The sequence below is a fragment of the Ignatzschineria sp. F8392 genome (assembly GCF_002252045.1).
Taxonomy (GTDB): Bacteria; Pseudomonadota; Gammaproteobacteria; order Cardiobacteriales; family Wohlfahrtiimonadaceae; genus Ignatzschineria.
The window spans coordinates 100,916-115,952 of sequence record NZ_NEFF01000005.1; the positions used below are offsets into that span (position 1 = coordinate 100,916).

General features: G+C 40.0%; 10 protein-coding genes. 6 read left to right on the forward strand and 4 right to left on the reverse strand.

Translation table 11 applies throughout. From position 1 onward, the window contains the following. Window positions 1-121 precede the first annotated feature (121 nt). Entirely contained in the window at window positions 122-871 is a 750-nt protein-coding gene (locus B9T19_RS08565; protein WP_094568215.1) for a Nif3-like dinuclear metal center hexameric protein, read from the reverse strand. Window positions 872-1,682: 811 nt separating this feature from the next. Between B9T19_RS08565 and fdnG the strand changes: the two genes are divergently transcribed. The 4 genes from fdnG (at window position 1,683) to B9T19_RS08585 (ending at window position 7,528) form a co-directional block, all read left to right on the forward strand. Then, complete coding sequence (gene fdnG, locus B9T19_RS08570) at window positions 1,683-4,733, forward strand: formate dehydrogenase-N subunit alpha (RefSeq protein ID WP_094568216.1); 3,051 nt, start codon at window positions 1,683-1,685, stop codon at window positions 4,731-4,733. 16 nt (window positions 4,734-4,749) lie between these two features. Continuing rightward, window positions 4,750-5,655 carry a formate dehydrogenase subunit beta gene (fdxH, locus tag B9T19_RS08575; protein ID WP_094568217.1) on the forward strand — a complete coding sequence of 302 codons (906 nt, stop codon included), beginning with the start codon at window positions 4,750-4,752 and terminating at the stop codon, window positions 5,653-5,655. A 3-nt stretch (window positions 5,656-5,658) separates the two neighbouring features. After that, the gene (locus B9T19_RS08580; protein ID WP_094568218.1) at window positions 5,659-6,327 is read left to right on the forward strand and encodes a formate dehydrogenase subunit gamma; all 669 of its coding nucleotides are present in this window, start codon (window positions 5,659-5,661) and stop codon (window positions 6,325-6,327) included. Window positions 6,328-6,619: 292 nt separating this feature from the next. Next, window positions 6,620-7,528: a formate dehydrogenase accessory protein FdhE gene (locus B9T19_RS08585; protein ID WP_094568219.1), complete on the forward strand. Its 909-nt coding sequence runs from the start codon at window positions 6,620-6,622 to the stop codon at window positions 7,526-7,528. A gap of 126 nt (window positions 7,529-7,654) precedes the next feature. On the opposite strand, the gene B9T19_RS08590 is transcribed toward B9T19_RS08585, so the two are convergent. Beyond that, entirely contained in the window at window positions 7,655-8,347 is a 693-nt protein-coding gene (locus B9T19_RS08590) for a VIT family protein (RefSeq protein WP_094568220.1), read from the reverse strand. 584 nt (window positions 8,348-8,931) lie between these two features. Here B9T19_RS08590 and B9T19_RS08595 point away from each other — a divergent pair. After that, on the forward strand, window positions 8,932-9,594 hold the full coding sequence (locus B9T19_RS08595; RefSeq protein ID WP_094568221.1) for a fumarylacetoacetate hydrolase family protein: 663 nt from the start codon (window positions 8,932-8,934) through the stop codon (window positions 9,592-9,594). Window positions 9,595-9,837: 243 nt separating this feature from the next. Here the strand turns inward: B9T19_RS08595 and B9T19_RS08600 are convergent, their stop codons facing one another. Together B9T19_RS08600 and mgtE are read right to left on the reverse strand one after the other, a co-directional pair. Continuing rightward, window positions 9,838-11,115: an MFS transporter gene (locus B9T19_RS08600; protein WP_233146832.1), complete on the reverse strand. Its 1,278-nt coding sequence runs from the start codon at window positions 11,113-11,115 to the stop codon at window positions 9,838-9,840. 415 nt (window positions 11,116-11,530) lie between these two features. Further along, window positions 11,531-12,559, reverse strand: coding sequence for a magnesium transporter (gene mgtE / locus B9T19_RS08605; protein WP_094568222.1), 1,029 nt, complete (start codon window positions 12,557-12,559; stop codon window positions 11,531-11,533). 1,097 nt (window positions 12,560-13,656) lie between these two features. On the opposite strand from mgtE, the gene trkA reads away from it, so the two are divergent. Next, window positions 13,657-15,036, forward strand: coding sequence for a Trk system potassium transporter TrkA (trkA, locus tag B9T19_RS08610; protein WP_094568223.1), 1,380 nt, complete (start codon window positions 13,657-13,659; stop codon window positions 15,034-15,036). Window position 15,037 lies beyond the last annotated feature (1 nt).

Genomic DNA, 15,037 nt, shown 5'->3' on the forward strand with positions numbered 1-15,037 from the left:
AAAAGCTGATAGAAACTTACAATAGCCAACAATAGTCAACGATAACCAACCAAGCCAATTAATCACACTTGATCGCCGTTAGTCACTATTGATCAATTTACGATACAACGACCTGAAAGGTTTAGATAGGATTATGGATATCGATAAATTCAACTTCTAAATCATAATGCTTAGCTAACCATTCTCCCAACTTTGCAACTCCTGCACGCTCTGTTGCATGATGGCCTGCGGCAAAAAAGTGAATTCCTAGCTCACGCGCAATATAGATCGTCCGCTCAGAAACTTCCCCTGTGATAAATGCATCATAACCTTGCATCGCCACCTCCTCTAAGGCATCTTGAGCAGCTCCTGAACACCACGCAACTCGTTTGATTAACTTAGGACCTGAGGCTTCAACAAAAGGTTCTCGTCCTAAAGTATGTTTAATCATCTTTGCAAAAGAGACGACATCAACCACTTCGGCAAGATCTCCTGTTAAGACTAGAGGGTTATCCGTAGATATAGGCGCTACATTTTCAATTTCCCAAAGTTCTGCTAATTGTGCATTATTACCAAGCTCAGGATGAAGATCTAATGGAAGGTGATAAGCATAGAGATTAATACCGCCCTCTATCAATTTTTTGATACGCTCATACTTCATCCCTCGAATAAGGGGTGATTCACTCTTCCAGAAGTAGCCATGATGAACAAGCAATGCATCGGCGTTACGCTCTAATGCACATTCAATCAACTCTAGACTTGCTGTTACTCCGGCAACAATATGTTTAACCTCCGATCGCCCCTCCACCTGCAATCCATTAGGGACATAATCTTTGATCCCGTTACTCTCTAACTTCTCATTGATAATTTTTTCTAATTGTAAGTTATTCATAGCTATGGTTTTTCTAAATTTTTAATTTCCTAAACTTCTAGTGTTCTAATGTTCTAGTGTCCTAGTGTCCTAAACTTCTAAAACTTTAAACCTTTAAACCTTTAAAGTTTTTTAAATACCGATTGGTCAATATCTAATGGAGCAATACTCTCTGCAAGCCCCTTTTGCAGATCCCAATAGCCCCGGCAAATGAAGCAATTGCTCTATTCTATGTCTTTTTCAGCTATTGAGCATCCCTTTTTCACTAAAAGATGTATCTAACCCTTGATATTTTATATTTTAATGATGCTCAATCATGCTTCAAAGTGATTCGCTTACAATGATTCCATATAAATGTAAATCAGCCATATAGATTATTGACAACAATAACGATATAATCTAGGACTCTGTACCATTTTATGACTCTTGAGTGCAACGGCATAGTAGCATTGCCGATATATTTTTCGGTGCATTTCTCGGTACTATTTTCGAGAGTATTTCTGCAGATCTATAATCTTCAACAGAAGTCGATCGTTAAAGTTCCAATATCGATAAATATATATTTGAGTCATTATCTGTTAATTATATCCATAATATAACAACCTAAACTCCTGATAATTAGATCCATTTATCATTAAAAGCAATTTGACGATTGCTTTCTATCATAAATTGATTGAGCAGAAATAACGATTTTTCTATGAGCAATGGTGTATACAGCGATAAAATAGAGGCCGTAGAGAGAAATTGCAGAGAAATATCAGATCAGGATAGTTGACCTAATTAATGAGCTCTTTCTACCTCATTAAACTATAAAAGTTTAAAGGAAATAACGATGGAATTATCAAGACGACAATTTTTCAAAGTGTCGGCGGGCACCGTTGGTGCTACAAGCCTCGCAGCATTAGGAATGATGCCGAGCATTTCAGAAGCAGCTGTTAGAGAATATAAGATCTTAAAAGCTAAAGAGACAAGAACCGTCTGTACTTACTGCTCTGTCGGTTGTGGAATGTTAGTCTACTCTATGGGCGGTAAACCGAAAAACTCCAAGGCTGAGATTATTCATATTGAGGGAGACCCTGATCATCCGGTAAGTCGTGGTTCACTCTGCCCTAAAGGTGCCGGCGTTATCGACTTTGTTCATAGCCCTAATCGCGTTAAGTATCCAGAGGTAAGACGTCCTGGCTCTGATAAGTGGGAACCCATCTCTTGGGATCAAGCCATTGATGAGATTGCACGCTGGATGAAGGATGATCGTGATGCCAATTTCCAAACAAAAAATAGCGATGGCGTGACTGTCAATCGCTGGACCTCCACCGGATTTTTAGCAACTTCTGCAACTACTAATGAGAATGGATTTGTCACTGGTAAATTTATTCGTGCTTTAGGAATGATTGCGATCGATAACCAGGCACGTGTCTGCCATGGCTCAACAGTTGCAAGCTTAGCGGCAACCTTTGGTCGTGGAGCAATGACCAATCACTGGGTCGATATTCGTAATGCTGATGTGATCCTCGTAATGGGAGGAAATGCGGCCGAAGCACATCCTGTGGGATTCAAATGGGCGATTGAAGCCAAAAAACGAGGCGCTAAATTATTAAGTGTCGATCCACGCTTCAATAGAACTTCTGCGGTTGCAGATTTCTATGCTCCGATCCGCTCTGGCTCTGATATTGTCTTCTTAGGTGGCTTAATCCGCTGGTTGATCGATAATAACAAGATCAACTTGGAGTATGTAAAAGAGTATACGAATGCAAAATTCATTATGCATCCCGATTATGACTTTGAAGATGGTTATTTCTCGGGTTGGAATGAAGAGTTACAACGCTATGACCGGGAATCATGGACCTATGAGCTCGATGAGAATGGTTACGCTAAAGTAGATGAGACACTTCAACATCCTCGTTGTGTCTTCAATATGATGCGCGCCCACTACGATCGCTATACTCCTGAGATGGTCGAACGCGTTACCGGCACACCGATGAAAGATTTCCTCTATATCGCTGAAACTTTAGGTGAATGTGCCGCTAATGATAAAGCCTCCACGATCCTCTACGCATTAGGCTGGACACAACATACTGTTGGAACACAGATGATCCGCACAATGGCGATGGTTCAGCTTCTTTTAGGAAATATGGGCGTTCCTGGAGGTGGTGTTAACGCCTTACGTGGGCACTCAAATATCCAAGGATTGACAGACTTAGGTCTTCTCTCCACGCAGCTCCCGGCATACCTCAATCTTCCAAGCGATTCTCAGAATACTTATGAGAAGTATATTCGTGAGACAACCCCCAAAGCTCTTCGTCCTGGGCAGATGAACTATTGGCAAAACACACCGAAGTTCTTCAATAGTATGATGAAGACTTTCTATGGTCCTTACGCGACCAAAGAGAATAATTTTGCCTTCGATTATCTCCCTAAATGGGACAAAATGTATGACATCATTAAAGCTTTTGAGATGATGGATCAAGGGGAGATGAATGGTTATATCTGCCAAGGATTTAACCCATTAGCGGCGATTCCTGACACCAATAAGAATCGTCAAGCATTAGCGAAATTAAAATATCTTGTTGTGATTGACCCACAAACAACAGAAACGGGTAGTTTCTGGGAAAATCATGGCGCACATAACAATATCGACCCCAAAGAGGTGATGACAACAGTATATCGTCTCCCTGCACACTGCTTCGTTGAAGGCTCAGGTTCTATTGTCAACTCTGCTCGCTGGTTACAGTGGCACTATCAAGCAGCTGATGGCCCTGGTGAATCAAAAGGGGATACAGAAATTCTCTCTCGCCTTCTCTTTAAGTTACGTGAGCTCTACAAAAAAGAAGGTGGTGCCTTCCCCGATCCTATTATGCATATCCAATGGGATTATGCTCAGCCACTTTATCCGAGCTCAGAAGAGATCACTAAAGAGCAAAATGGTTACGCACTAGAAGATCTTTATGATGATAATGGCAAATTAATCCGTAAGAAAGGAGAGCTTTTAGGTAGCTTCTCTGAATTACGAGATGATGGTTCAACGGCGGCAGGTTGCTGGATCTATACGGGATCTTGGACGGAAGAAGGAAATCAGATGGCGCGTCGTGATAATAGCGATCCATCCGGTCTTGGTATTACATTAGGTTGGGCTTGGGCATGGCCGGCAAATCGTCGCATACTCTACAACAGAGCTTCTGCTGATCGCATGGGACGACCTTGGGATCCTCATCGCCGTCTCTTCAAATGGAATGGTGAGCGCTGGATCGGTTGGGATGTTCCTGACTTTGATGCAACCGCAGCTCCAGGTAGCCCTATGGATCCATTTATTATGAATCCTGAAGGTGTTGGTCGACTCTCATCAAGCGATAAATTAGTTGATGGTCCTTTCCCAACCCACTTTGAAGCGATGGAGACACCGCTTGGCTACAATCCGCTCTATACACCGGTTAATAATCCGGCAGTTAGAATCTTTAAGCGAGATCGTGACATGCTTGGTACACACGACAAATTCCCTTATGTGGGAACAACTTATCGCTTAACAGAGCATTTCCAATTCTGGACTAAAAATGCACTTCTTGCCGCGATTACGCAACCAGAGCAATTTGTCGAAATTGGCGAAGCATTAGCAAAAGAGAAAGGGATCAAGTTAGGTGATCGTGTTAAGGTCTCTTCAAATCGTGGTTATGTTGAAGCTGTTGCAGTTGTCACTAAGCGAATCATGCCACTTAAAGTTGATGGCAAAACGGTACATCAAGTTGGAATTCCCGTTCACTGGGGATTTGAGAGCGTTGCGAAGAAAGGCTTCTTGACCAACTTCTTACCTGTTGCGGTCGGTGATGCAAATACACAGACACCGGAATATAAGACATTCCTTGTGAATGTTGAGCCACTCAATGCATAAAAGGATATAGATAAAAATGATTTTAGAATCTTTAGATATTAAACGTCGTTCTGCGACTTCAACTAAATCCCCAGATGTACGTCAAGGCATTGAAGTAGCAAAATTGATCGATGTTTCAGCTTGTATCGGCTGTAAAGCATGTCAGGTTGCCTGCTCTGAATGGAATGATCTGCGCGATGTCGTAGGGACATGTGATGGTACTTACAATAACCCTCCTGATTTAACCAATGAGTCTTGGACGGTAATGCGCTTTAATGAGACGACAGAAAATGGCAAATTGGAGTGGTTAATCCGTAAAGACGGCTGTATGCACTGTGAAGATCCGGGATGCTTAAAGGCATGCCCTTCTCCTGGAGCGATCGTTCAATACAATAATGGTGTTGTTGATTTTAATCAGGAGAACTGTATTGGATGTGGTTACTGTATTACAGGCTGTCCATTTAATATCCCACGTCTGAGCAAAAAAGATAACAAAGCCTATAAATGTTCTCTCTGTTCTGATCGTCTTGCTGTTGGTCAAGAACCGGCATGTGTTAAGTCTTGCCCAACAGGCGCGATCCAATTTGGCTCTAAAGAGGATATGAAAGTATATGCCTCAGATCGAATCAAAGATCTCAATGCTCGTGGTTATGAAAATGCAGGACTCTATGACCCCGCAGGCGTTGGCGGAACGCATGTCATGTATGTTCTTCAACATGCTGATAAACCAGAGCTCTATAGCAACCTTCCGAAAGATCCAAAGATCAGCCCTGTTACAAGTCTCTGGAAAGGTATCTTAAAACCCCTTTCTACATTTGGTATTGCAGCGGCGGTCTTCACTGGCTTTTTACACTACGTTACTGTAGGACCTAGCCGTGCAGATGATCCTGATGAAGGAAAAGAAGTTATTGATCCTAAAAAATCAAAAGGTAAAGGAGAGTAGATTATGGCAAAAGAGAGACTTATACAGCGATATTCCGCATCGGAACGCATTAATCACTGGGTAGTAGCTTTCTGCTTCATTCTCCTTGCTTTTTCAGGATTAGCTTTCTTCTACCCTAGCTTCTTCTGGTTTAGCCAAATCTTTGGTACACCGCAGATGGCTCGTATTGTCCATCCTTTCGTTGGTGTCATCATGTTTATTGGCTTCTTTATCCAGTTTTTCCGCTATGTAAAGCGAAACTTTATCAATCAAGAGGATGTGAAGTGGGCGCTCTCTGTTAAAGAGGTTATTACAGGTGAGCATCTTCCGAATGTTGGGAAATATAATGCCGGCCAGAAAGTGATGTTCTGGGTAATGACACTCTCAATGATTGTGTTAATCATTACTGGAATCATGATGTGGCAGCCCTATTTTGCGAATGCTTTCAGTATTCCTCTTCGCCGTGTTGCGATTCTACTTCATGCTTGGTTTGCCTTAATCCTCATTGCATCAATTATTGTGCATGTCTATGCGGCAATCTGGGTAAAAGGGACTATTCGTGCGATGACAGAAGGTGTCGTTACAGAGAAATGGGCTAAATCACATCACCCACTTTGGTATAAAGAAGTGATGGCAGGTGTTGAGCAATCAGAGAGCAAAAATAGCCAAGATAATGAGCCTTTAAAGAAATAGTTCAGGTAAACTCAGCAAACAACTAAAAAATTACTCAAAACTATATCAAGATATCATTATGAAAAGTAATGAGTAATGGTATCTAAAAGAGAGCTCCTAAGATCTTTGTAAAGCGAGATGTAATGCTAAGATTAAGGGAGCTCTCCTATTTCAATGCCTACTTCAACACTTTATTTCATCCATACTTTATACTAATAGACTTATTAGTCTATTAGACTTCACTAGTTGATTTCAATATCCCACTTCAATATCAACTATCTAAATTTTAAGAGAACCCAAAAGAGAATAAATTATGACTAATATCCCTGTTGGTGGTATCAAAGAGATTATTCAGATCCTCCCCCCTAAAGGGAGTCACTATCCTTACCGACAAAAAGTACTCAAAGAGGCCATCAAAAATCACCCCGATATGACGGCGCTCCCCTTCCTACTTCATATTGTGATGGTGCAAGAGAATGCATTCCAACAATTAGCGAGCCTTAACTCTACAGAGAAAAAGAAGATTACCCTTCAAGAGACTCCTCCTTTTATTGCCATCACAAACGAAACACTCACCCAATTCCAAGTCGCACTAAAAACGATCTGCCAAAAACTAAAATTGATATTCACACAAGAGATCGATGGAACTGCTGATCATCCCTATCACAATATATTATCCATCATTGCAACGATTAAAGAGAAGAGCCAAGATCAAATCACTCTCAAGACCCTTCTTCAACAGCTCTTAACATTAGAACTCGATAAGATTGCAGCAGAAGAGCGTATCTTTCTCCTAGCAGCATTACAGGTAACCCTTCATCATGCCGCAGCGCAACTAGAGATTGATAAGAACTACCAGCTCAGAGAACGAGACCTCTGTCCTTGTTGTAAAATGCCGGCAATTAGTAGCGTTCTCGATAATAGTGAAGATGGGCTTCGCTATCTCTACTGCTCATTTTGTGAAACAAAATGGCATGTCGTCAGAGGTCAATGTACCGAGTGTATGAGCAACAAATCGCTCTATCAACAGCGTATCGAGGGAGATAAAAGCCCAATCTATGCAGAAGTTTGTGATGAGTGCCAGACCTACCTCAAGGTTACAGATCGCACTAAAACTCTACTCGCAGATCCCTTTATCGAAGATCTCTTAACATTACCATTATCAATTCGTTTAACTGAAGAGAATTATCAAACCTTTGGAGTTAATCCTTACCTATTATAATGCCACTAAAAGGCATAAAATAAGAGGGGCTGACTCACATCATAACGAGCTGGCCCCTCTTTTCTTTATGGATAATAATAGATACTCTTCACAAAAATACTCAATCTCAGTAGTAATTAATTACCCTTAAATATGTGCTATATGCCCTAAACCATAGGTAACAGCCATTGTTAACATCCCTACAATTACATTTCGAATAACCGCTTTTAATCGAGGTGCGCCCCCTAATGCTGCACTGACAAACCCTGTTAAAGCAAGAGCTAATGAGACGGCAGCAAAGGTCCCTACAATCTTAAATTCTTGGGGCAAGAAAAGAATAAAGAGAAGTGGAATAATCGCACCGCAGGAGAAAGAGATAATAGAAGAGAATGCAGCATTCCAAGGATTAACATACTCTCCTAATGTGATATTGAGCTTCGCCTGAACACGCGCAGCTAAGGCATCCTCTTTCATCAACTCCGTTGCTACTTGCGATGCTAAATCTGATGAGAGCCCTTTCTCTTCATAGTAGTGCGTTAAAGCGGCTTTTTCACCATCATAATCGCTATCTAATAACTTTTTCTCTTTCTCTACTTCCGCTTTCTCTACATCTTTTTGTGTACTTACAGAAGAATATTCTCCCCCTGCCATCGATAAGGCACCCGCTAATAAACCCGCAAGCCCTGCAATTAAGATAGTCATTAAATTTGTTGTCGCACTTGCAACCCCAATAACCAATCCGGCTGTAGAGATAATGCCATCATTAGCTCCTAAAACACCTGCCCTTAGTACATTTAATCGGTTCTCTATATCTGTCGATCTCTTCTCTTTCTTTGCCATAAAGTAGCTCCTCTACTCTTTGTAATTACTCTTTTATTTACTCTTTTATTTACTCTTTCGTAATATTTTAAATATTTTTTAATAGACTTCTATTCAATAAACTTCTATTCAATAGAGTTCTATTCAATATATCTCTATTTTAATCTTCTCAGCCCTATCCAACTTATAACGACTATTTGATGGTGCTATCTATCACGTTTCATAATTGATAATTTATGATTTATCGTGATAGATTTATCGTGATAATTAAGCTATCTATTTTCATTTCTCTCTTATTTTATCCCTATAACCTTCATTATATAGATTAAATATATTATATCTCGCTTCTATTATCTCTCTTTCAAAATGAGAGATTAAAGAATAATCTCTACTAAATAACTTCTACCAAATAGCCTCTACTAAAAAAATAGCAGTAACTCTAAAAAGCTGTATCAATTACAATCTGTATAAAAAGTCACCTTAGCTATAAATGGGCTAACATACTTGCCGGAGATCTATTACACTAAAAAATAGTATTCAATCACGCTTAAAAAAGCGTCGTGTAAACAACTTATAACATTCAATATTCAACCTTAGGAGAAGAGATGAAAAGAGCAGAAATAACAATTGAAGGTAGTAATTTTCCAATTCAGAATATTTTCTGTATCGGAAGAAATTATGCAAAACATATTGCAGAGCTTAATAACGCCACACCAACAGAACCGCTGGTATTTTTAAAGCCCACTTCGGCACTTGCTGTGGAGGGCGATCTTATTACACTGCCCTCCTTCTCAGATGCCATTCACTATGAGGCGGAATTGGTCATCTACATTAAAGAAGATGCTAAAAATCTCTCTGAAGAATCCGCTCTCTCAGTTATTGGCGGATATGGTGTAGGACTCGATTTAACGGCGCGTGATCTCCAAGATCAAATCAAAGAGCGAGGCGAGCCCTGGACAAAATGTAAAGGCTTTCCGGGAGCGGCAATTGTCAGCACCTTTATTTCGGCTGATAAGATCAAAGATCCCACCGATATCACCTTCACTTTTAAACAAAATGGTGAGTTAAAACAGAATGGTCACTCTAAAATGATGCTCTATCCTATTGCGGAGATTATTGCCTACCTTTCGACTATCTATGGTCTCTCAAAAGGAGATATTATCTACACCGGCACGCCTGAAGGAGTTGGTAAGCTTGCTCCTGGAGATCAACTCACATTAACTTTAGAAGATCAGGTTACAGCGAACTTTAAAGTTAATGCTTCTTAACCTTTCTTAACCCTTTCCCAATCTTTCTCAATAGAAACGGAAGTTAGCGATACTTTCAGTGATACTTAGTTTATAGAGATCTTTCAGCGATCTCTATAAACCTAAACTAACGATTATCAACGCTTTAGCTCCAATACTCCAAAGCTCAAAAACGTCAATGATATTATGGCTATGATCTTCTCTTATACAGTCCTAGACCTCTACGTTCCCCTATAAAAAAACTTAAGATTAAGAGGGTAAAGCCTAAGAAGTTGGGACTCTCATTTTAACAATAGAGGGCTTTAGAAGAAGAATCAGCAGTAGACTAGGAATAAAGAGAATCGCCGTGCTGATAAAGAATCCCTCCCATCCAAGTCCTTCCGCGAGGAAGCCCGATGCTCCACCAAATACGCGCAAACCAAAAGAAGCCAAAGCACTTAATAGTGCATATTGTGTAGCAGAAGCATTACGATCACACAATAGCCCTAAAAACATAATAAAGAGCGCACTTGAAAAGCCAGAGATAAAATTCTCACCACTGATGGCTACAATCAACATCCATAAGTTAGGTTTTGCGATAATTAGCAGATATCCCAAATTGGTAATCCCGATTAAAATCGCAGAAACAACTAGGCTTCGATAGAGCCCCAATTTATGAATAATGGTTGCAGCCAAAAATGCGCCTAATAATGTTGCAATTAAGCCATAGACCTTAGTCACCGCACCAATTTCAGCACCACTGTAGCCCATCTCATGATAGAAAGGAGTAACCATTATTCCAGAGACAGCATCGGGCAACTTATAACAGATAACCAAAAGTAGAAATAGAAGCGCTTTATCTCGCTTAAAAAATTGGACAAAACCCTCCATAAATCGCTTCAAAGGTACCACTAATGGCGCATTGGGCTCTGTAACAACCTCCTCTCTTTTTGGCTCTTTTATCAAGAGCGTTAAGAGAAAAATCAAGAGAAAGAGCAATGCTACACCTTGAAATATGAGTGACCAGCTATAAAAATCGGAGAGCGCTAAAACTCCGGCCCCCATCAACAGCATCGCAATACGATACATAAAAAGATAACTGCTGGCACCATAAGCTTGCGTCTCCTCATCTAAAGAGTCGATACGATAAGCATCTACCACAATATCAAGGCTTGCCGATGCAGTCGCTAATAGAAAGATTAAGACGCCTAAAAGATAAGGATTCTCTGTGGGATCGATAAATGCTAAAAGTGCAAATATGCCGGCAATAATAAGCTGAAAAAGTAAGATCCATCCTTTACGATGCCCTAAACGCCCTAAAAGAGGAAGAGTAAAAAGATCAAGGAGTGGTGCCCATAAAAACTTAAGGAGATAAGGCAATCCTAAAAGTGACGCAAGACCAATTGCGCTCTTTTGCACCCCTAAAGTAGAGAGCCAATAGGTTAACGTTGAGAGTGTCATCAAGATCGGCAATCCTGAAGCAAAACCAAGAAGTGCTACAGAGAGATTCTGCCGAGAAAAATAGTAGCCGATTGTTGTTAAAAACCCCTCTTCTCTCTTCACACGATCCTCTCTTAACTCTTATTTAAACTTTACTTTAAACTTCGCTTTAAATTTCACTTTAAGCTTTAACGTAAGCTATCACTGTAACTGTAACTGTAACTGTAACTGTAACTTTGATTTTGATTTTGATTTTGATTTTGATTTTGATTTTACCTTCAACTTCAATTATTGAGTTGAAAACTTTATCCAAGCGCTTAACTAAGTCCTCAAGTTAAACCCTACCTCTCATCTCAAGATCTCAGAATTATCCCATAACTATCTCATAAACAATAAAAAAGGATCGATGATAAGGATCACCGATCACTTCTTCTCATAGAGCATAAGTTAACTCTCTTTCATACATCTACACATCTATGCATCTATACAATATGGTTAGATAATACATTTAGATTCTCTGATCACGCTGACCACTCACCTATAACTGCAAGAAAAGACTAGCGATTCCTAAGTAGATAAAGACACCCGCGATATCACAAATTGAGGTAATAAGGGGTGTACTTGCGGTTGCCGGATCGAGCTTAAATAATCTAAAGACAAAAGGAATAATAGCCCCTAATAGACCACCAAACATTACAACAATTACCATCGATAAAGCAATAATAATCGCCGTCTCTGTTCCGGCACCATAATCACTACCACGATAGTAACCGATCACCGCGATCGCTGCCGCCATTGTAATTCCTAGTGCAAATGATACTAAAGCCTCTTTAGCAAAGACCCTACCCCAATCTCGCATCGTAACATCACCGACTGCCATAGCTCGAATAACAAGTGTCGTTGATTGTGATCCTGTATTTCCACCACTTGCAATTAATAGAGGAAGAAAGAAGACAACATAGATATGTTGATTGAGCAACTCTTCGTAACTGGCAATTCCAGCACCAGAAAGGAGGTTAACAAACACAAGAATCACAAGCCATCCAATACGTTTCTTATAGAGCCATCCCATGGAAGATTCGAGCAAGCCTTTAACCTCTTCATCCTCATCTACAGAGATCGATGCCATCTTATGGATATCTTCGGTCGCCTCTTGTTGCAAAACATCCATCATCTCATCAACATGGAGTACACCGATCATTCGTCCATTAGTATCGATCACAGGCAATGTGACAAGATCTGAGTCTTGGAAAATTTTAGCCGCTTTCTCTTGGTCAAGATCATAAGAGAGTTTAAGTGTCGTAGGCGCCATAATATCTTTTAAGATAGCATTCTCATCAGCGCCTAATAACTCTCTTAATGAGAGGACGCCAACCAACACCCCTAAAGGATCGATCACATAGCTGTAGTGAATATTCGCCTTACCATGAACGTTTTTCCTCAAATATTTAAAGGTCTCACTCACTGTATAGGTTTCAGGAACGCAGATAAAATCGAAATCCATTAACGATCCGACCGTCTCTTCTGCAAACTCATGCGCTTTTTTTGCATTTTGATGATGAACCATAAAGCATCCTCCTGTGACTACATGTGATCGATGATGATCTCTAATGAGATAGAGTGAAGTATATCGCTTATCTGAAGGTGCGCTCCTAGAAGAGATGATCTCCCCTTGTTTTCACTATATTCGAGACAATCTTCACTCAATTATCTCTTTTAACCCATCCATATTTTCGAATATTCTCTGGGCAATAGCTTCCGACTCTACAGCAACCTCACCTAACGAGGAATCATTATCTAACTAAACTACTTTAATCTAATCGACTTGAATAATCTTTGAATAATCGATCTGAACCAACTTGAACCTACTTGATCTGATTTGAATTAATTTGAATTGATTTAAGAATTACCCCAACAGTGAATTTTAACAACTACTATTGACCCTCTATTCCTATTGCAAAAACTCTATTACAAACTCTCTATTAGAATCCCTCTATTAGAATCCTATCCATAATTTTAACTAAAAGTCTAAAACAGAAAGACTAAAACCAAAATTGAAGTAAAAAAATCGAAGTAAAATTAAAATAGAAAGTTGAAATAGAAAGTTAAAGTAGAAAACTTCATGAAAGAGTATTAATCAAATCAAATGAAAAAAGTAGACTCATTACTACCTCAAAACCCTCACCCCATTGACCGTATATGTGACCGTATATGTCTACTGCATCTATCTATATAGACTACAGCAAAATCAGAGCTTTTGAGATATTGATAAGTCTACCTTCTAGGTATTTTGAGACAAGAATTATACCCTAAAAATGGATTTAGAGCAATGAAATGGAGAAAAGCAAGCGATCTATCTCATCATCTCTCACTTCCCGCTATCGTTGTGATAACTCTCCTCTTTTCATCATCTATTTCGCCACCTACTTTAAGAAAGATATAGTGAGATAATGAATCTATCTACCACAACCAATCCGATAATGTGCTCATCACATCTCAATAATCTCTTGATAACGCTAGATAGCAACTAGGTGGCAACTAGATGGCAACTTAATAACGACTTCGTAAAAGAATCTAAGAAGCAGTCAATTAGAAAAACAGATACAATATCCCTCTATTTTGAGCTATTATTTTAAGCGTCTTTCAAAAGGAATAATCGCAGTCATGAAAATTTTGATTCTTGGTGCCGGACAAGTAGGTTCTACTGTTGCCCATGTTTTGTCAAAAGAAGCACAAAACGATATCACCATTATCGATAATCAATATGCCCCATTAGCTGCTCTTAAAGAGCGGTATGATATCCGCACAATCCGCGGTAATGCGGCTTCTCCTATCTTATTAAAGGAGGCCGGCGCCGAAAATATGGATGTGATTATTGCTGTAACATCGAGCGATGAGGTGAATATTGTTGCCTGCCAAATCGCTCATACCGTTTTTGGAATTAAATTAAAGGTTGCAAGGGTTCGTTCACGCGATTATGTTCGCCATAGCGATCTTTTCGGAAATAAGCTCGACTCCACCTTCCATATCGATGTTGTCATTAGCCCTGAGATTTTAATCACCAACTATATTAAAAACATTATTGAATTGCCGGGCGCACTCGATGTTTTACGCTTCTCTAAGGGGGAAGCGCTTATTGTCTCTATCGGTGTAGAGAAGAACTCTCAACTCTATGGACGCCGTTTTGCTAAGATTAAACGCCGAACACGCCATCTCAATATTAACTATGTCGCTATCTATCGGGAAGGAAGCGAATTTATTCCTCATGATGAGACTATTTTAGAAGAGGATGATGAGATCTATTTTCTCTGTGCCCGTTCAGATGCAAGAGAGGTCATTGAGCTCTTTCAATCTAAACAGAGAATTGCCAAAAAAGTCACCATTGCCGGTGGTGGTAATATCGGCGCGGCATTAGCGGAAGCGCTTGAATCTTATACCCATGTAAAACTGATCGAAGAGAATGCAGAACGTGCTAACGCCCTTGCTTCTAAGCTGAGTCGTAGCCTCATTCTTCATGGGGATTGTACCGATGAGACACTGCTATTTGAAGAAAATATCGATAAAACGGATCTCTTCTGCGCGCTCACAAATGATGATCAAACCAATATTATGGCCGCTATGTTAGCTAAGCGTCTAGGTGCGAAGTTTTCAATGGCGCTGATCAATCGCTCTTCTTATCTTGAGATGATTGAAGAGGAGTCAAATATTGATCTCGCCTTCTCGCCACAACAGGTAACTTTAAGTACCTTGTTAACCTATATTAGAAAAGGAGATATTGTTCAGGTATACTCTCTTAGATCAGGCGAATCAGAAGCAATGGAGATTATTGCCCACGGTAATGCTGAAACCTCAAAAATCGTCGGTAAATCTTTGGAAGGGATACGTTGGCCCGAAAATGTCGTTGTCGCGGGACTTATCCGAAGAGGGAAAGTGATGAAAATTGAGCCCTCCATCTCTATTGAGCAGAATGATCATCTCATCTTATTTATCACAGACAAAGAGAGTATTCCAGAAGTGGAAGATCTCTTTGAATTAAGAAAATAGT